We start from the raw sequence: 19,760 nt of genomic DNA on the forward strand, positions 1-19,760 counted from the left end.
AACCCATGTCAGAACGTTTCCCAAATGACGTGGATCCGATCGAAACTCGCGACTGGCTCCAGGCGATCGAATCGGTCATCCGTGAAGAAGGTGTTGAGCGTGCTCAGTATCTGATCGACCAACTGCTTGCTGAAGCCCGCAAAGGCGGTGTCAACGTAGCCGCAGGCACCGGTATCAGCAACTACATCAACACCATCCCCGTTGAAGAACAACCGGAGTATCCGGGTAATCTGGAACTGGAACGCCGTATTCGTTCAGCTATCCGCTGGAACGCCATCATGACGGTTCTGCGTGCGTCGAAAAAAGACCTCGAACTGGGCGGCCACATGGCGTCCTTCCAGTCGTCCGCAACCATTTATGATGTGTGCTTTAACCACTTCTTCCGTGCGCGCAACGAGCAGGATGGCGGCGACCTGGTTTACTTCCAGGGCCACATCTCCCCGGGCGTTTACGCACGTGCTTTCCTGGAAGGTCGTCTGACTCAAGAGCAGCTGGATAACTTCCGTCAGGAAGTTCACGGCAATGGCCTCTCTTCCTATCCGCACCCGAAACTGATGCCGGAATTCTGGCAGTTCCCGACCGTATCTATGGGTCTGGGTCCGATTGGTGCTATTTACCAGGCTAAATTCCTGAAATATCTGGAACACCGTGGCCTGAAAGATACCTCTAAACAGACCGTTTACGCGTTCCTCGGCGACGGTGAAATGGACGAACCGGAATCCAAAGGTGCGATCACCATCGCTACCCGTGAAAAACTGGATAACCTGGTCTTCGTTATCAACTGTAACCTGCAGCGTCTTGACGGCCCGGTCACCGGTAACGGCAAGATCATCAACGAACTGGAAGGCATCTTCGAAGGTGCTGGCTGGAACGTGATCAAAGTGATGTGGGGTAGCCGTTGGGATGAACTGCTGCGTAAAGATACCAGCGGTAAACTGATCCAGCTGATGAACGAAACCGTTGACGGCGACTACCAGACCTTCAAATCGAAAGATGGTGCGTACGTTCGTGAACACTTCTTCGGTAAATATCCGGAAACCGCAGCTCTGGTTGCAGACTGGACTGACGAGCAGATCTGGGCGCTGAACCGTGGTGGTCACGATCCGAAGAAAATCTACGCTGCATTCAAGAAAGCGCAGGAAACCAAAGGCAAAGCGACAGTAATCCTTGCTCATACCATTAAAGGTTACGGCATGGGCGACGCAGCTGAAGGTAAAAACATCGCGCACCAGGTTAAGAAAATGAACATGGACGGCGTGCGTCATATCCGCGACCGTTTCAATGTGCCGGTGTCTGATGCTGATATCGAAAAACTGCCGTACATCACCTTCCCGGAAGGTTCTGAAGAGCATACCTATCTGCACGCTCAGCGTCAGAAATTGCACGGTTATCTGCCAAGCCGCCAGCCGAACTTCACCGAGAAGCTGGAGCTGCCGAGCCTGCAAGACTTCGGCGCGCTGCTGGAAGAGCAGAGCAAAGAGATCTCTACCACTATCGCTTTCGTTCGTGCCCTGAACGTGATGCTGAAGAACAAGTCGATCAAAGATCGTCTGGTGCCGATCATCGCCGACGAAGCGCGTACTTTCGGTATGGAAGGTCTGTTCCGTCAGATTGGTATTTACAGCCCGAACGGTCAGCAGTACACCCCGCAGGACCGCGAGCAGGTTGCTTACTATAAAGAAGACGAGAAAGGTCAGATTCTGCAAGAAGGGATCAACGAGCTGGGCGCAGGTTGCTCCTGGCTGGCAGCGGCGACCTCTTACAGCACCAACAATCTGCCGATGATTCCGTTCTACATCTATTACTCGATGTTCGGCTTCCAGCGTATCGGCGATCTGTGCTGGGCTGCTGGCGACCAGCAGGCACGTGGCTTCCTGATCGGCGGTACTTCCGGTCGTACCACCCTGAACGGCGAAGGTCTGCAGCACGAAGATGGTCACAGCCACATTCAGTCGCTGACTATCCCGAACTGTATTTCTTACGACCCGGCTTACGCTTACGAAGTTGCTGTCATCATGCATGATGGTCTGGAGCGTATGTACGGTGAGAAACAAGAGAACGTTTACTACTACATCACTACGCTGAACGAAAACTACCACATGCCGGCAATGCCGGAAGGTGCTGAGGAAGGTATCCGTAAAGGTATCTACAAACTCGAAACCATTGAAGGTAGCAAAGGTAAAGTTCAGCTGCTGGGCTCCGGTTCTATCCTGCGTCACGTCCGTGAAGCGGCAGAGATCCTGGCGAAAGAGTACGGCGTAGGTTCTGACGTATATAGCGTGACCTCCTTCACCGAACTGGCGCGTGATGGTCAGGATTGTGAACGCTGGAATATGCTGCACCCGCTGGAAACTCCACGCGTTCCGTATATCGCTCAGGTGATGAACGACGCTCCGGCAGTGGCATCTACCGACTATATGAAACTGTTCGCTGAGCAGGTCCGTACTTACGTACCGGCTGACGACTACCGCGTACTGGGTACTGATGGCTTCGGTCGTTCCGACAGCCGTGAGAACCTGCGTCACCACTTCGAAGTTGATGCTTCTTATGTCGTGGTTGCGGCGCTGGGCGAACTGGCTAAACGTGGCGAAATCGATAAGAAAGTGGTTGCTGACGCAATCGCCAAATTCAACATCGATGCAGATAAAGTTAACCCGCGTCTGGCGTAAGAGGTAAAAGAATAATGGCTATCGAAATCAAAGTACCGGACATCGGGGCTGATGAAGTTGAAATCACCGAGATCCTGGTCAAAGTGGGCGACAAAGTTGAAGCCGAACAGTCGCTGATCACTGTAGAAGGCGACAAAGCCTCTATGGAAGTTCCGTCTCCGCAGGCGGGTATCGTTAAAGAGATCAAAGTCTCTGTTGGCGATAAAACCCAGACCGGCGCACTGATTATGATTTTCGATTCCGCCGACGGTGCAGCAGACGCTGCACCTGCTCAGGCAGAAGAGAAGAAAGAAGCAGCTCCGGCAGCAGCACCCGCTGCTGCGGCGGCAAAAGACGTAAATGTTCCGGATATCGGCAGCGACGAAGTCGAAGTGACCGAAATCCTGGTGAAAGTGGGCGACAAAGTTGAAGCTGAACAGTCGCTGATCACCGTAGAAGGCGACAAGGCTTCTATGGAAGTTCCGGCTCCGTTTGCAGGCACCGTGAAAGAGATCAAAGTGAACGTGGGTGACAAAGTGTCTACCGGCTCGCTGATTATGGTCTTCGAAGTCGCGGGTGAAGCAGGCGCGGCAGCTCCGGCGGCTAAACAGGAAGCGGCTCCGGCAGCGGCCCCTGCACCAGCAGCTGGCGTGAAAGAGGTTAACGTTCCGGATATCGGTGGTGACGAAGTTGAAGTGACCGAAGTGATGGTGAAAGTGGGCGACAAAGTTGCCGCTGAACAGTCACTGATCACCGTAGAAGGCGATAAAGCGTCTATGGAAGTTCCGGCTCCGTTTGCAGGCGTCGTGAAGGAACTGAAAGTCAACGTTGGCGATAAAGTGAAAACTGGCTCGCTGATTATGATCTTCGAAGTTGAAGGCGCAGCGCCTGCGGCAGCTCCTGCGAAACAGGAAGCGGCAGCGCCGGCTCCGGCAGCAAAAGCTGAAGCTCCGGCAGCAGCACCGGCTGCAAAAGCAGAAGGCAAATCTGAATTTGCTGAAAACGACGCTTACGTTCACGCGACTCCGCTGATCCGCCGTCTGGCACGCGAATTTGGCGTTAACCTGGCGAAAGTGAAGGGCACTGGCCGTAAAGGTCGTATCCTGCGCGAAGACGTTCAGGCTTACGTGAAAGAAGCGATCAAACGTGCAGAAGCGGCTCCGGCGGCAACTGGCGGCGGTATCCCTGGCATGCTGCCGTGGCCGAAGGTGGACTTCAGCAAGTTTGGTGAAATCGAAGAAGTGGAACTGGGCCGCATCCAGAAAATCTCTGGTGCGAACCTGAGCCGTAACTGGGTGATGATCCCGCATGTTACTCACTTCGACAAAACCGATATCACTGAGCTGGAAGCGTTCCGTAAACAGCAGAACGAAGAAGCAGCGAAACGTAAGCTGGATGTGAAGATAACCCCAGTTGTCTTCATCATGAAAGCCGTTGCTGCGGCACTTGAGCAGATGCCTCGCTTCAACAGTTCTCTGTCGGAAGACGGTCAGCGTCTGACCCTGAAGAAATACATCAACATCGGTGTGGCGGTGGATACCCCGAACGGTCTGGTTGTTCCGGTATTCAAAGACGTCAACAAGAAAGGCATCATCGAGCTGTCTCGCGAACTGATGACCATTTCTAAGAAAGCGCGTGACGGTAAGCTGACTGCGGGCGAAATGCAGGGCGGTTGCTTCACCATTTCCAGCATCGGCGGCCTGGGTACTACCCACTTCGCGCCGATTGTGAACGCGCCGGAAGTGGCTATCCTCGGTGTTTCCAAGTCCGCGATGGAACCGGTGTGGAATGGTAAAGAGTTCGTGCCGCGTCTGATGCTGCCGATTTCTCTCTCCTTCGACCACCGCGTGATCGACGGTGCTGATGGTGCCCGTTTCATTACCATCATTAACAACACGCTGTCTGACATTCGCCGTCTGGTGATGTAAGTAAAAGAGCCGGCCCAACGGCCGGCTTTTTTCTGGTAATCTCATGAATGTATTGAGGTTATTAGCGAATAGACAAATCGGTTGCCGTTTGTTGTTTAAAAATTGTTAACAATTTTGTAAAATACCGACGGATAGAACGACCCGGTGGTGGTTAGGGTATTACTTCACATACCCTATGGATTTCTGGGTGCAGCAAGGTAGCAAGCGCCAGAATCCTCAGGAGCTTACATAAGTAAGTGACTGGGGTGAGGGCGTGAAGCTAACGCCGCTGCGGCCTGAAAGACGACGGGTATGACCGCCGGAGATAAATATATAGAGGTCATGATGAGTACTGAAATCAAAACTCAGGTCGTGGTACTTGGGGCAGGCCCCGCAGGTTACTCCGCTGCCTTCCGTTGCGCTGATTTAGGTCTGGAAACCGTAATCGTAGAACGTTACAACACCCTTGGCGGTGTTTGCCTGAACGTCGGCTGTATCCCTTCTAAAGCACTGCTGCACGTAGCAAAAGTTATCGAAGAAGCCAAAGCGCTGGCTGAACACGGTATCGTCTTCGGCGAACCGAAAACCGATATCGACAAGATTCGTACCTGGAAAGAGAAAGTGATCAATCAGCTGACCGGTGGTCTGGCTGGTATGGCGAAAGGCCGCAAAGTCAAAGTGGTCAACGGTCTGGGTAAATTCACCGGGGCGAACACCCTGGAAGTTGAAGGTGAGAACGGCAAAACCGTGATCAACTTCGACAACGCGATCATTGCAGCGGGTTCTCGCCCGATTCAACTGCCGTTTATTCCGCATGAAGATCCGCGTATCTGGGACTCCACTGACGCGCTGGAACTGAAAGAAGTACCAGAACGCCTGCTGGTAATGGGTGGCGGTATCATCGGTCTGGAAATGGGGACCGTATACCACGCGCTGGGTTCACAGATTGATGTGGTTGAAATGTTCGACCAGGTTATCCCGGCAGCTGACAAAGACATCGTTAAAGTCTTCACCAAGCGTATCAGCAAGAAATTCAACCTGATGCTGGAAACCAAAGTTACCGCCGTTGAAGCGAAAGAAGACGGTATCTATGTGACGATGGAAGGCAAAAAAGCACCAGCTGAACCGCAGCGTTACGACGCCGTGCTGGTAGCGATTGGTCGTGTGCCGAACGGTAAAAACCTCGACGCAGGCAAAGCGGGCGTGGAAGTTGACGACCGTGGTTTCATCCGCGTTGACAAACAGCTGCGTACCAACGTACCGCACATCTTTGCTATCGGCGATATCGTCGGTCAGCCGATGCTGGCACACAAAGGTGTTCACGAAGGTCACGTTGCCGCTGAAGTTATTGCCGGTAAGAAACACTACTTCGATCCGAAAGTTATCCCGTCTATCGCCTATACCGAACCAGAAGTTGCATGGGTGGGTCTGACTGAGAAAGAAGCGAAAGAGAAAGGCATCAGCTATGAAACCGCCACCTTCCCGTGGGCTGCTTCTGGTCGTGCTATCGCTTCTGACTGCGCAGACGGTATGACCAAGCTGATTTTCGACAAAGAATCTCACCGTGTGATCGGTGGTGCGATTGTCGGTACTAACGGCGGCGAGCTGCTGGGTGAAATCGGTCTGGCAATCGAAATGGGTTGTGATGCTGAAGACATCGCACTGACCATCCACGCGCACCCGACTCTGCACGAGTCTGTGGGCCTGGCGGCAGAAGTGTTCGAAGGTAGCATCACCGACCTGCCGAACCCGAAAGCGAAGAAGAAGTAATTCTTCGTGTGCCGGGACATCCGGTAATTTAAAAAAGCGGCTAACTATGCCGCTTTTTTTACGTCTGTAATTTACCTTTCCAGTCGCCTTGCTCCGCGCTCAGAGAGACGTTCCCGTACTGCTGAGCGTTGCTCACTACTAAGTCTGGAGACGCGGCTGGTGTCATTCAAGCGATTCTCGCGAAAGACTTGACGTTGTTCAGGTGTTGCTGACTGAATTCGCTGGCGAGCGCTATCCCTTTGCTGTTGGCTCAGCGGTCGTTGCTGATTCTGAACTTTCTCCCGAAAAGCCTGACGCTGCTCAGGCGAGGCCGATTGAATACGCTGGCGGGCGCTATCCCTTTGCTGCTGACTCAACGGTCGTTGCTGGTTCTGAACTTTCTCACGAAACGCCTGGCGCTGCTCAGGTGTCGCAGAATCATAACGCTTACGGGCTTTCTCCCGCTGTTGTTGAGTTAACTGGCGTTGCGGTGGGCGAACATTCCCGTCTTCACGGTTGTGGTATTCGCCATCAAAACGTGAAGTGTTGCTGTTACGGCGGGGCAGAGCATAATCACGAAAATCATCCTGTTGCTCCCGCTGATGAAATTGCTGTGAAGCAGCCTGACGTTGTGTATCACGCATGGTCACTGGTGCAGAGTGCGTCCGCTGTTGAAATTGACTCGCTGCCTCCTGGCGCTGGATATCGCGAGACTGTGCTGGCAGCTGTGTGGTGCTCATACCACCATTGACGTTTGTTTGATGAAAACGTTTTGCCATATCCTGATCATGGTAAGGCACGCCGTCACGGTAATTTGGATTATGCTGCCACCTCATATTCTTGTCAGTAAGGTGCTCGCCCGTGATACGGTTGAAATTATTGACGTTGATATTGATATTATCGCCGTTATGCTGCCAGGCTTTCCCGTCCCGATAGTCGTCGTTGTGGTTATGGTGATCGTCGTCATCATGATGATGATGATCGTGATGATCATCATCCCAGTCGATATTGCTGAATAAGGCATACGTTGTGGCAACACCCATGCTGTAACCGAAGCCGCGCACGAAGCTATCAACAAACGGTTCGCCTGCTGGTGGTGGCAAATAAACGGGTGGATAAGCCGTATTTTCCCAGCTTCCGTAAACTACGGAGGGGTTATAGTTTGGAATATAAATTACGTCCGGTTTCGTTGGCTCAATGGTGATAATAGTCGGTTCGGGATCTGGCTGGGTAATAATGGTTGTTGTACTGGCGACAGACGTCGTGTCCTGGTTTTCCGATTCATGAGATTTTACCGGCGCAGCTTTCCGGGTTGTGGTCACAACTTTCTGTTCCACGGTTGATTTTAACGATCCGGTCTGCTGTGCCAGGCGACGTAATTTCTGTACTGAGTCCATGACGTCCTGCGGTTGTGCCAGGAATGCATCACCAAGATTTTTCACCCACTCCGGATTTTCGCCCATTAATGCCATCAGTTGCGGAAAAGCCACCAGCGATTTTACGCTGGCATCCCAGGGTTGGTCAGAAACGGCCTGAATAGCATTATCACCCTGTTTTGTCGGATTATCTCGTGACCACTGAACTGCCTGTGCCACATTGGTTGGATAAGTGGCTGCCATCAATACTTGTGATAGCAAAGCATCAGGATAAAGCGCAATTGGCGCGACCCACTGGTCAATTTGCGCAGTGGTAAAAGTCGATTTCACTTCAGCGGTACTGGCAGGCGTAAGTGGTAGGGTTGCCGTTACTTCTGGTGCAGGCGTTGCTGGAGGAACTGGTGTCGGTTGCTCCCCGATTTGTGGGGCTGTTGCCACGGTGGCAACAACGGGCACTGGTTGGACGGGGGTATCTGGCGTGCGGCTTTTTATATATAGCCCTGCTGAGGCGGCACAAAGCCCGGCACTGCAAATAAGCACCAGCACATTGGGTTTAAACGGCGAAGTTATTATCATGATCCTGATCTCAAGGAAATCGTAATGGTCGGCGAACTGCCACCCGCAGGTGCTGAATGGGAAAGTATAAAGAGGCTGTAGTTTAAATTTTGACGAATATTGGGATTTGTTGAGATGGGTGATTATAATCGTGCGAATTAACAGGTGGTTTCAGACTGGTAACATTCTCTAGACTATCCTTAACGATTCAGCCACTTTTTTGTGTTGCTTTTTTGTAAACGAATTAACACATCGCTAAAATCCTGCTATTCTGCCCGTTGCGGTACTGGGCATTTACCCTACAAACTGCTGTCTCACAGGAGCGTGAAGAGAATCGCCTGCCGCACTATGACAATGAGAGCGAGGAGAACCGTCGTGCTAGAAGAATACCGTAAGCACGTAGCTGAGCGTGCCGCTGAGGGGATTGCGCCCAAACCCCTGGATGCAAACCAAATGGCCGCACTTGTAGAGCTGCTGAAAAACCCGCCCGCGGGCGAAGAAGAATTCCTGTTAGATCTGTTAACCAACCGTGTTCCCCCTGGCGTCGATGAAGCCGCCTATGTCAAAGCAGGCTTCCTGGCTGCTGTCGCCAAAGGCGAAGCTAAATCCCCGCTGCTGACTCCGGAAAAAGCTATCGAACTGCTGGGCACTATGCAGGGTGGTTACAACATTCATCCGCTGATCGACGCGCTGGACGATGCCAAACTGGCACCGATTGCTGCCAAAGCACTGTCCCACACGCTGTTGATGTTCGATAACTTCTATGACGTAGAAGAGAAAGCCAAAGCAGGCAACGAATATGCGAAGCAGGTAATGCAGTCCTGGGCAGATGCCGAATGGTTCCTGAATCGCCCGGCGCTGGCTGAAAAACTGACCGTTACCGTCTTCAAAGTAACTGGCGAAACCAACACCGATGACCTTTCTCCGGCACCGGATGCGTGGTCACGCCCGGATATCCCACTGCACGCGTTGGCGATGCTGAAAAACGCGCGTGAAGGCATCGAGCCAGACCAGCCGGGTGTTGTTGGTCCGATCAAGCAAATCGAAGCTCTGCAACAGAAAGGTTTCCCGCTGGCCTATGTGGGTGACGTTGTGGGTACCGGTTCCTCGCGTAAATCTGCGACTAACTCCGTGCTGTGGTTTATGGGTGAAGATATTCCTCATGTACCGAACAAACGCGGCGGTGGTTTGTGTCTCGGCGGTAAAATTGCGCCAATCTTCTTTAACACAATGGAAGACGCCGGCGCACTGCCAATCGAAGTCGACGTCTCTAACCTGAACATGGGCGACGTGATTGACGTTTACCCGTACAAAGGTGAAGTGCGTAACCACGAAACCGGCGAACTGCTGGCGACCTTCGAACTGAAAACCGACGTGCTGATTGATGAAGTGCGTGCTGGCGGCCGTATTCCGCTGATTATCGGGCGTGGCCTGACCACCAAAGCGCGTGAAGCACTCGGCCTGCCGCACAGCGATGTGTTCCGTCAGGCGAAAGATGTCGCTGAGAGCGATCGCGGCTTCTCGCTGGCGCAGAAAATGGTCGGTCGTGCCTGCGGCGTGAAAGGCATTCGTCCGGGCGCGTACTGCGAACCGAAAATGACCTCAGTCGGTTCTCAGGACACCACCGGTCCAATGACCCGTGATGAACTGAAAGACCTGGCGTGCCTGGGCTTCTCGGCTGACCTGGTGATGCAGTCTTTCTGTCACACAGCGGCTTATCCGAAACCAGTTGACGTTAACACTCACCACACGCTGCCGGACTTCATCATGAACCGTGGCGGTGTGTCGCTGCGTCCGGGTGACGGCGTAATTCACTCCTGGCTGAACCGTATGCTGCTGCCGGATACCGTCGGTACTGGCGGTGACTCCCATACCCGTTTCCCGATCGGTATCTCTTTCCCGGCGGGCTCTGGTCTGGTGGCATTTGCAGCTGCAACAGGCGTAATGCCGCTGGATATGCCAGAATCCGTTCTGGTTCGCTTCAAAGGCAAAATGCAGCCGGGCATCACCCTGCGCGATCTGGTACACGCCATTCCGCTGTATGCGATCAAACAAGGTCTGCTGACCGTTGAGAAGAAAGGCAAGAAAAACATCTTCTCTGGTCGCATTCTGGAAATTGAAGGTCTGCCGGATCTGAAAGTTGAGCAGGCCTTTGAGCTGACCGATGCGTCCGCCGAGCGTTCTGCTGCCGGTTGTACCATCAAGCTGAACAAAGAACCGATCATCGAATACCTGAACTCTAACATCGTCCTGCTGAAGTGGATGATCGCGGAAGGTTATGGCGATCGTCGTACCCTGGAACGTCGTATTCAGGGTATGGAAAAATGGTTGGCGAATCCTGAGCTGCTGGAAGCCGATGCTGATGCAGAATACGCAGCAGTAATCGACATCGATCTGGCGGATATCAAAGAGCCAATCCTCTGTGCACCGAACGACCCGGACGACGCACGTCCGCTGTCTGCGGTACAGGGCGAGAAAATCGACGAAGTGTTTATCGGTTCTTGCATGACCAACATCGGTCACTTCCGTGCCGCCGGTAAACTGCTGGATGCGCATAAAGGTCAGCTACCGACCCGCCTGTGGGTGGCACCGCCAACCCGTATGGACGCCGCGCAGTTGACCGAAGAAGGCTACTACAGCGTCTTCGGTAAGAGCGGTGCGCGTATCGAGATACCTGGCTGTTCCCTGTGTATGGGTAACCAGGCGCGTGTAGCAGACGGTGCGACGGTGGTTTCCACCTCTACCCGTAACTTCCCGAACCGTCTGGGTACTGGCGCGAATGTCTTCCTGGCTTCTGCTGAACTGGCTGCTGTTGCGGCGCTGATTGGCAAACTGCCGACACCGGAAGAGTACCAGACCTACGTGGCGCAGGTAGATAAAACAGCCGTTGATACTTACCGTTATCTGAACTTCAACCAGCTTTCTCAGTACACCGAAAAAGCGGATGGGGTGATTTTCCAGACTGCGGTGTAACAGCCTGAAAATAGCTCAGGTGTTATCCTGAATACCTGACAAGCAACACTTCTTTAAACCCCCTTTTTGCTCAAGGAAAGGGGGTTTATTTTTATTCCTTATCCTTTTCCACCTTTTATTCTTGCATAGTACTGCGATAATTAAACCTAAGGTGCAATGCAGTATTGGCGCATTGCCAGGAGCAGAGGAACATACTATGGATTACGAATTTCTGCGTGATGTAACCGGAGTGGTAAAGGTGCGCATGTCCATGGGGCATGAAGTCATCGGGCACTGGTTTAATGAAGAGGTGAAAGAAAACCTGGCCTTGCTTGACGAAGTGGAAGACGCAGCGCGCACGCTCAAAGGCAGCGAACGTTCCTGGCAACGGGCAGGGCATGAATACACCCTGTGGATGGACGGCGAAGAGGTGATGGTTCGCGCCAATCAACTGGAATTCGCTGGCGATGAAATGGAAGAGGGGATGAACTACTACGACGAGGAAAGCCTGTCGCTGTGCGGCGTTGAGGACTTCTTGCAGGTAGTAGCGGCTTATCGCGATTTTGTGCAGCAGAAGTAGATTAATCAGGCGGAGCCTCTGTGCTCCGCCTGAGTCGTTAAACAGCTGGCATATTGCGCCCGTAATAAATCTCGCGCATTTCTTTCCACAGCGCAGCGGTAATTTCCTGGCGCTCGCTGTCGGTTAAATCTTCCGGTTTAGTGTGGAACATGTAGTGCTTAAGGTCGAACTCTTTAAGCAACATTTTTGTATGGAAGATATTTTCCTGATAGACGTTCACATCCACCATGTCATACAGCGCCTTCATATCCTCGGACATAAAGTTCTGAATCGAATTAATCTCATGGTCGATAAAGTGCTTCATACCGTTAATGTCGCGGGTAAAACCGCGCACGCGATAATCAATGGTCACGATATCGGATTCAAGCTGGTGGATCAGGTAATTCAGCGCCTTCAACGGAGAAATCACGCCGCAGGTTGAGACTTCAATATCAGCGCGGAAGGTACATAAACCGCCTTCAGGATGGCTTTCCGGATAGGTATGTACGCAAATATGACTTTTATCGAGATGGGCAACGACCGTTTCTGGCAATGGGCCGGGGTGTTCTGTTTTGTCGATAAGTTTCGGGTCGACCGGTTCTTCACTCACCAGAATAGTGACGCTGGCACCCTGTGGTTCGTAATCCTGGCGGGCGATGTTAAGAATATTGGCTCCGATAATGGAACAGGTTTCTGACAGAATTTCGGTCAGGCGGTTGGCATTATAGAGTTCATCGATATAAGCGATATAACCGTCGCGCTCTTCGGCAGTTTTGGCATAGCAGATATCGTAAATACAAAAACTCAGACTTTTGGTCAGATTATTAAAGCCATGCAGTTTCAGTTTTTTCAATTTCTTATCTTCTCCTTAGGACGGCTGTGAGGCCAGTGCGTCTTGCAGATACTGAGGTAAGGCAAAAGCTGCCGTATGGACTGCCGGATTGTAATAACGGCATTTCAGGCCAGAAGCGAGAAAACGCGCCTGAATAATTTCGCTTGAGAGATGGCGTAAGGCGTCGTTATCTGTCGCCCATGCAAAGGTCATGATGCCGCCGTAATAGGTCGGGATTGCCGCCTGATAAAAGCCGACATCGCTAAAATAATTGCTGAGTTTGCGGTGGCTGTCGATGGCTTCTTCCTGCTGTAAAAAGCAGACGCCGTTCTGTGCGACGAAGACACCGCCAGGATTCAGGCAGCGTTTACAACCTGCGTAAAATGCTGATGTGAAGAGACTTTCGCCGGGACCGATAGGATCGGTGCAGTCGGAGATAATGACATCAAAGGTCTGGCTGGTTTGATTAACGAAATTGATGCCATCGTCGATCACCAGTTTAAAGCGCGGATCGTCGTAGCTGCCTGCGTTATGGTTGGGCAGATACTGACGGCAGAACGACACGACACCCGCATCGATTTCCACCATCGTGATTGACTCAACGTTTTTATGTCGGGTCACTTCACGCAGCATGGCACCGTCGCCGCCGCCGATAATCAGCACATGTTTCGCGTGACCGTGGGCTAATAGCGGAACGTGGGTCATCATCTCATGATAGATAAACTCGTCGCGCTCGGTGGTTTGTACTACGCCATCCAGCGCCATTACGCGACCAAATGCAGTGTTCTCAAAAATGATCAGATCCTGGTGATCGGTCTTTTCATGATACAGAACGTTATCTACAGCAAAGTACTGCCCAAACTGGTCGTGTAGCGTTTCATGCCACTGTTTTTTTTCGGCCATGGGTTGATACCTCCTTTGTTAACACCCGTAAAAAAAGGGCGCAACATAATAGCTAACATTGACCGCGGATGCACGGTCAATATTTCTACAAAAAGGTATCAGGGATTATTTGACGTAGGCAAGCAGGCTTAAGGAATCGCGAGCCAGGGCTTTGCATTTTTTAGCGACGGGAATGCCGATGCCGCTGAGATCGCGGTAGCTGTCTTCACCGAGGGCTTTCATGTCGAAGGTATCGTAGTTGCTGAGATCCCACTGGTTTTGCTGGGCGAAAAAGACCAGTGCGCGACGAATCTGCCCGTTTGGTAAGTTCTGGTAACCACAATCGTTCTTCAGAAAGACAAAAACTGCCGTTAAATCGGCCATATCTTCGGCTTCAGACTCGCTGAGCGCGTAACTGTTTGCGCAGACGGCCATCAAGCTGCCGAATAACACTGTTCTGAAAAACGTCTTCATTGCTTCTACCAGGGGCTTAAAGAAGATAAACGTTAGCACACTGCGAGCGAGGCGACGACCATTATTGTTGATTAAATTGTGTCTGCGGCTTGACCTTCCCGTAAGGGGAAGGACTATGCTCAACGTTTGATTTTGTTTCGCCTGCTTAAGAATAAGGAAATAACTATGCAACGTCGTGATTTCTTGAAATATTCCATTGCGCTGGGCGTAGCTTCAGCCTTGCCGCTGTGGAGCCGCGCAGTATTTGCGGCGGAGCGTCCAACGTTACCGATCCCTGATTTGCTCACGACTGATGCCCGCAATCGTATTCAGTTAACTGTTGGCACAGGTCAGTCCACCTTTGGCGGGAAAACGGCAACTACCTGGGGCTATAACGGCAATCTGCTGGGGCCGGCGGTGAAATTACAGCGCGGCAAAGCGGTAACGGTTGATATCTATAACCAACTGACGGAAGAAACGACGTTGCACTGGCACGGGCTGGAAGTACCGGGTGAGGTCGACGGCGGCCCGCAGGGAATTATTCCGCCAGGTGGCAAGCGTACGGTGACGTTGAACGTTGATCAACCTGCCGCTACCTGCTGGTTCCATCCGCATCAACATGGCAAAACCGGGCGACAGGTGGCGATGGGGCTGGCGGGGCTGGTAGTGATTGAAGATGACGAGATTCTAAAATTAATGCTGCCAAAACAGTGGGGTATTGATGATGTCCCGGTGATTGTTCAGGATAAGAAATTTAACGCTGACGGCCAGATTGATTATCAACTGGATGTGATGACCGCTGCCGTGGGTTGGTTTGGCGATACGCTGCTGACCAATGGTGCTATCTACCCGCAACACGCCGCCCCGCGCGGCTGGCTGCGCCTGCGTTTGCTCAATGGCTGTAACGCCCGCTCGCTCAATTTCGCTACCAGTGACAATCGCCCGCTGTATGTGATTGCCAGCGACGGTGGTCTGCTACCTGAACCGGTGAAGGTGAGCGAGCTACCGGTGCTGATGGGTGAGCGTTTTGAAGTGCTGGTGGAGGTTAACGACAACAAACCCTTTGATCTGGTGACGCTACCGGTCAGCCAGATGGGAATGGCAATTGCACCGTTTGACAAGCCGCATCCGGTAATGCGGATCCAGCCGATTTCCATTAGTGCTTCAGGTGCCTTACCTGACGCGTTAAGTAGCCTGCCAGCATTACCTTCGCTGGAAGGGCTGACGGTACGCAAGCTGCAACTCTCTATGGACCCGATGCTCGATATGATGGGTATGCAGATGCTGATGGAGAAATATGGCGATCAGGCGATGGCCGGGATGGATCACAGCCAGATGATGGGCCATATGGGGCACGGCAATATGAATCATATGAACCACGGCGGGAAGTTCGATTTCCACCATGCCAATAAAATCAACGGTCAGGCGTTTGATATGAACAAGCCGATGTTTGCGGCGGCGAAAGGGCAGTACGAACGTTGGGTTATCTCTGGCGTGGGCGACATGATGCTGCATCCGTTCCATATCCACGGTACGCAGTTCCGTATCTTGTCAGAAAATGGCAAACCGCCAGCGACGCATCGCGCAGGCTGGAAAGATACTGTTAAGGTAGAAGGTAATGTCAGCGAAGTCCTGGTGAAGTTTAATCACGACGCACCGAAAGAACATGCATATATGGCGCACTGCCATCTGCTGGAGCATGAAGATACGGGGATGATGTTAGGGTTTACGGTATAAAAAGACCGTATTCGGAAATATGCCCGGATCTCTCCGGGCATTATTCTGCTGACAAACGCAAAACTGCCTGATGCGCTACGCTTATCAGGCCTACGCTGGCTGTGCAATACATTGATTTTGCACAATTTTGTAGGCTGGATAAGGCGTTCACGCCGCATCCGGCATGAACAACGCGCACGTTGTCAGCAATCTGAGCAAGTCTTAATTCACATCATCCGGCAACGCATAAGCCACAATATAGTCGCCCATCTTCGTACCAAATGAACCGTGACCGCCTGCGGAGATCACCACATACTGCTTGCCATTCACTTCATAGGTCATCGGTGTTGCCTGACCACCCGCCGGTAAACGGCCCTGCCACAGTTTTTCACCGTTGCTCATGTTGTAAGCGCGCAGGTAGTTATCTGCCGTAGCGGCAATAAACAGCACGTTACCCGCTGTGGAGATTGGCCCGCCAAGCATCGGCATACCCATATTGAACGGCACCGGAATGGGCATCGGGAATGGCATACTGTCCTGTGGCGTACCAATACGTTTCTTCCACACCACTTCATTGGTTTTCAGATCCAATGCCGAGATATAGCCCCATGCTGGTTGTTTACATGGCAGACCAAACGGTGAGAGGAACGGGTTGAGCGTGACACCATACGGTACACCGTACTGCGGCTGGATGCCGGATTCCGTACCCGTGCCTTTGGCATCTTTCGGCTGTTCCATCGGGTTACCAGGACCGCGTGGGATCAGTTTCGAAACAAACGGCAGTGCCATTGGGTTGGCAATTGCCACTTCACGATTCGGATCAACGGAAATCCCGCCCCATTCGAACATCCCCAGGTTACCCGGGAAGACCAGCGTACCCTGTTCAGATGGCGGGGTGAAAATACCTTCATAACGCATCTGGTGGAACATTACGCGGCACACCAGTTGGTCAAACATGGTGGCGCCCCACATATCCGCACCGCTTAAATCTTTCGTCGGACGGAAGCTCAGTTCAGAAAACGGTTGAGTAGGGGTAACGTAATCACCTTTCGCTGCGCCTTGCGGCACCGGTTTTTCCGGGGCCGGAACCACCAGTTCACCATTGCGGCGATCAAGCACAAAAATGTTGCCGGTTTTCGCTGGAGCGTAAATAACCGGAACTTTTTGACCATTAACGGTGATATCTGCCAGCGTTGGCTGTGCCGGAAGATCCATATCCCACAGGTCGTGGTGAACGGTCTGATAGCTCCACGCCAGTTTCCCGGTAGTGGCATTCAGCGCCAGAATTGAGCTGGCATAACGTTCCTGTTCTGGGGTGCGGTTACCGCCCCAGATATCTGGCGTGGTAACGCCCATCGGCAGATACACCAGATCCAGCTTCGCGTCATAGGCCGCAGGTGCCCACGAGTTTGGCGAGTTAAAGGTAAAGGTGTGTTCGTCAGACGGGATCGCGCTCGGATCTTTCGCGCCTGGATCAAAGGCCCACAACAGCTCCCCGGTATTGACATCAAAACCACGGATCACGCCAGACGTTTCGCGGGTTGAGAAGTTATCAGTGACGGAACCCGCCATCACGATGGTTTTATCAGTGATAATCGGTGGTGAAGTCGGCTCATACAGACCCGGTTTGGTGTCCGGCATATTGCTTTGCAGATTGAGTACGCCTTTATTGGCAAAGGTTTCGCACAGCTTGCCGTTTTCAGCGTTAATCGCAATCAGGCGGCCATCATTGACCGGGAGAATGATACGACGCGGGCAATCCGCCATCACTTCCGGCGAAGCAGTTTCTGCTTTGGCTTCATGATAAGAGACACCACGGCAGGTTACATGCTGGAAAGACTCGTTGGTTTTCAGCTCAGGATCGTAATGCCATTTCTCTTTGCCGCTGGCGGCATCGAGCGCAAACAAACGCTGGTGAGCGGTACACAGGTAAAGCGTGTCGCCTACTTTAATCGGCGTCACTTCATTGGTGATTTCGCCCGGATCGTTCGGCTGTTTCACATCGCCTGTACGGAACACCCAGGCTTCTTTCAGCTTGTGGACGTTATCAGCGTTAATTTGTTTCAGTGGTGAAAAGCGTTGACCTTCCTGATTGCGACCATAGGCAGGCCAGTCTTGATCGGCAACGGGGGAGATAGCTTCGGCAGGTGTAGCATCAGCGCTTAAGGTGCCGTTGATTTCCTGTGGATCGTTAAATCCGGCCCAGGTGAGGATACCACCGCTAATCAACAGCGCGACCACCAACGCGGCAACTGCGCCGCTGGCAGGAATGACCAGGCGACGCCAGACAAACGGCAGGATCAGCCAGATACCAAAGAAGACCAGAATGTCGCTACGCGGCGTCAGCGCCCAGAAATCGAAACCCACTTCCCAGACGCCCCAAATCATGGTGCCAAGCAGCAATGCCGCGTAAAGCCAAAGTGCGGCGCGTTTGCTGCGCCACAGCATCCAGGCGACGCCGAGCATCACAAGGCCAGCGATAGGGTAGTACCAGGAGCCGCCGATCGCGACCAACCAGCCTCCGCCAATGAGAAGATACAGCCCGCAAAGCGCTGCAAATAGGGCTGTTAGCGTGACGAGTAATCGTCGCGAGCCGATATTGTTAATTGCCATAAAGAGACACCATTTCAATTAATTAATATTTTAGTAGCAATTAATTATAGGTTTTAACATGTGTGATCGTCATCACAATTCGAGCTTTATTAACAGATTCCGCCAATGAATAGTTTTACTGGTATACTGCGTGTCTTGCGCTTTGTTGCGGTGCTGAAATCCACCCGTGCGAAGTGATTTGTTTTTAAATCATATGGTTAGAGATATGAAACATACTGTAGAAGTAATGATCCCCGAAGCGGAGATTAAAGCGCGTATCGCCGAACTGGGTCGTCAGATTACTGAGCGTTACAAAGACAGCGGCAGCGATATGGTGCTGGTAGGCCTGCTGCGTGGCTCATTTATGTTTATGGCGGACCTGTGCCGTGAAGTTCAGGTATCTCATGAAGTCGATTTTATGACCGCCTCCAGCTACGGTAGCGGCATGTCCACCACCCGCGATGTGAAAATCCTCAAAGATCTGGATGAAGATATCCGTGGCAAGGACGTGCTGATTGTTGAAGATATCATCGACTCGGGTAATACACTGTCGAAAGTGCGTGAAATCTTAAGCCTGCGCGAACCGAAGTCGCTGGCGATTTGTACGCTGCTGGATAAACCGTCCCGTCGTGAAGTGAACGTCCCGGTAGAATTTATCGGTTTCTCGATCCCGGATGAGTTTGTGGTGGGTTACGGCATTGATTACGCTCAGCGTTACCGCCATCTGCCGTACATCGGCAAAGTAGTGCTGCTGGACGAGTAAGTGCGGATGTGCCGGATGTGTTGCATCCGGCATGGTGTTTTTATTTGTGGTTGGCGTGTTTCAGCTTGAGATTGGAAATCCCGTGACGGTAACGTTGTTCAAGGGTTTCGCGGTTGGTGGCGGTAACATCCAGATCACGCAGCAAACCGTCGTGAATGCCGTAGGCCCAGCCGTGAATGGTGACTTTCTGCCCGCGTTTCCACGCTGATTGCATAATGGTGGAGTGGCCCAGGTTATATACCTGCTCCATGACGTTCAGTTCGCACAAGGTATCCAGACGGCGCTCTTGCGGCATTTCGCCAAGCAATGAGCTATGTTTGAACCAGATATCGCGAATGTGCAGCAGCCAGTTGTTGATAAGCCCCAGTTCCGGGTTTTCAACTGCGGCCTGTACGCCGCCGCAACCGTAGTGGCCACAGATAATAATGTGTTCAACTTCGAGAACATCCACTGCATACTGAACCACGGAAAGGCAGTTCAGGTCGGTGTGAATGACCAGGTTAGCAACATTACGGTGAACAAAGAGTTCGCCCGGCTCAAGACCGGTTAAACGTTCTGCAGGAACGCGACTGTCGGAACATCCAATCCATAGAAAGCGCGGTTTTTGCGCTTGCGCCAGTTTCTCAAAAAACCCGGGATCCTCTTCCACCAGCATTTTTGACCATAGTGCATTGTTGCTGATGAGTGTATCTATGTCTTTCATGGAGGTTAACGACCTGTAACCAAATAATTACGTTTGGCTAATATAGGGCAACTCCGGGACGATTTAAACCACA

At 52.2% G+C, this 19,760-nt stretch carries 13 protein-coding genes; 7 read left to right on the plus strand and 6 right to left on the minus strand.

Annotation, left to right across the window (positions count from 1 at the left end; translation table 11 throughout):
- Window positions 1–5: 5 nt before the first annotated feature.
- The 3 genes from aceE (at window position 6) to lpdA (ending at window position 6,325) form a co-directional block, all read left to right on the plus strand.
- Window positions 6–2,669, plus strand: a complete 2,664-nt coding sequence (gene aceE / locus QUE34_RS00590) for a pyruvate dehydrogenase (acetyl-transferring), homodimeric type (protein WP_000003822.1) — start codon at window positions 6–8, stop codon at window positions 2,667–2,669.
- A gap of 14 nt (window positions 2,670–2,683) precedes the next feature.
- Window positions 2,684–4,576, plus strand: a complete 1,893-nt coding sequence (aceF, locus tag QUE34_RS00595) for a pyruvate dehydrogenase complex dihydrolipoyllysine-residue acetyltransferase (protein ID WP_000963518.1) — start codon at window positions 2,684–2,686, stop codon at window positions 4,574–4,576.
- 324 nt (window positions 4,577–4,900) lie between these two features.
- Complete coding sequence (lpdA, locus tag QUE34_RS00600; protein ID WP_000102485.1) at window positions 4,901–6,325, plus strand: dihydrolipoyl dehydrogenase; 1,425 nt, start codon at window positions 4,901–4,903, stop codon at window positions 6,323–6,325.
- 71 nt (window positions 6,326–6,396) lie between these two features.
- Here lpdA and QUE34_RS00605 read toward each other — a convergent pair whose 3' ends face one another.
- The gene (locus tag QUE34_RS00605; RefSeq protein WP_032302390.1) at window positions 6,397–8,256 is read right to left on the minus strand and encodes a DUF3300 domain-containing protein; all 1,860 of its coding nucleotides are present in this window, start codon (window positions 8,254–8,256) and stop codon (window positions 6,397–6,399) included.
- 354 nt (window positions 8,257–8,610) lie between these two features.
- On the opposite strand from QUE34_RS00605, the gene acnB reads away from it, so the two are divergent.
- Both acnB and yacL read left to right on the plus strand, forming a co-directional pair.
- Window positions 8,611–11,208 (plus strand): bifunctional aconitate hydratase 2/2-methylisocitrate dehydratase, encoded by a 2,598-nt coding sequence (gene acnB / locus QUE34_RS00610; protein WP_001355211.1) that lies wholly within the window; start codon window positions 8,611–8,613, stop codon window positions 11,206–11,208.
- Between the two features lie 196 nt (window positions 11,209–11,404).
- Window positions 11,405–11,767 (plus strand): protein YacL, encoded by a 363-nt coding sequence (gene yacL, locus QUE34_RS00615; RefSeq protein ID WP_000384317.1) that lies wholly within the window; start codon window positions 11,405–11,407, stop codon window positions 11,765–11,767.
- Between the two features lie 37 nt (window positions 11,768–11,804).
- Here yacL and speD read toward each other — a convergent pair whose 3' ends face one another.
- The 3 genes from speD to QUE34_RS00630 all read right to left on the minus strand — a co-directional run bounded on the left by speD (window position 11,805) and on the right by QUE34_RS00630 (window position 13,934).
- On the minus strand, window positions 11,805–12,599 hold the full coding sequence (speD, locus tag QUE34_RS00620) for an adenosylmethionine decarboxylase (protein WP_000734290.1): 795 nt from the start codon (window positions 12,597–12,599) through the stop codon (window positions 11,805–11,807).
- A 15-nt stretch (window positions 12,600–12,614) separates the two neighbouring features.
- Window positions 12,615–13,481, minus strand: coding sequence for a polyamine aminopropyltransferase (gene speE / locus QUE34_RS00625; protein ID WP_032302392.1), 867 nt, complete (start codon window positions 13,479–13,481; stop codon window positions 12,615–12,617).
- 105 nt (window positions 13,482–13,586) lie between these two features.
- Window positions 13,587–13,934 (minus strand): YacC family pilotin-like protein, encoded by a 348-nt coding sequence (locus QUE34_RS00630; protein ID WP_001295568.1) that lies wholly within the window; start codon window positions 13,932–13,934, stop codon window positions 13,587–13,589.
- Window positions 13,935–14,099: 165 nt separating this feature from the next.
- Between QUE34_RS00630 and cueO the strand changes: the two genes are divergently transcribed.
- On the plus strand, window positions 14,100–15,650 hold the full coding sequence (gene cueO, locus QUE34_RS00635) for a multicopper oxidase CueO (RefSeq protein ID WP_032302393.1): 1,551 nt from the start codon (window positions 14,100–14,102) through the stop codon (window positions 15,648–15,650).
- Window positions 15,651–15,851: 201 nt separating this feature from the next.
- Here cueO and gcd read toward each other — a convergent pair whose 3' ends face one another.
- Entirely contained in the window at window positions 15,852–18,242 is a 2,391-nt protein-coding gene (gene gcd, locus QUE34_RS00645; protein ID WP_103253557.1) for a quinoprotein glucose dehydrogenase, read from the minus strand.
- Window positions 18,243–18,447: 205 nt separating this feature from the next.
- Here gcd and hpt point away from each other — a divergent pair, with 205 nt between their 5' ends.
- Window positions 18,448–18,984 (plus strand): hypoxanthine phosphoribosyltransferase, encoded by a 537-nt coding sequence (gene hpt / locus QUE34_RS00650; protein WP_000683336.1) that lies wholly within the window; start codon window positions 18,448–18,450, stop codon window positions 18,982–18,984.
- Window positions 18,985–19,024: 40 nt separating this feature from the next.
- On the opposite strand, the gene can is transcribed toward hpt, so the two are convergent.
- A complete protein-coding gene (gene can / locus QUE34_RS00655; protein ID WP_000651599.1) occupies window positions 19,025–19,687 on the minus strand; it encodes a carbonate dehydratase in 663 nt (220 codons plus the stop codon).
- Between the last annotated feature and the right edge of the window lie 73 nt (window positions 19,688–19,760).

Source organism: Escherichia sp. KS167_9B, assembly GCF_030295215.1.
GTDB lineage: Bacteria > Pseudomonadota > Gammaproteobacteria > Enterobacterales > Enterobacteriaceae > Escherichia > Escherichia coli_F.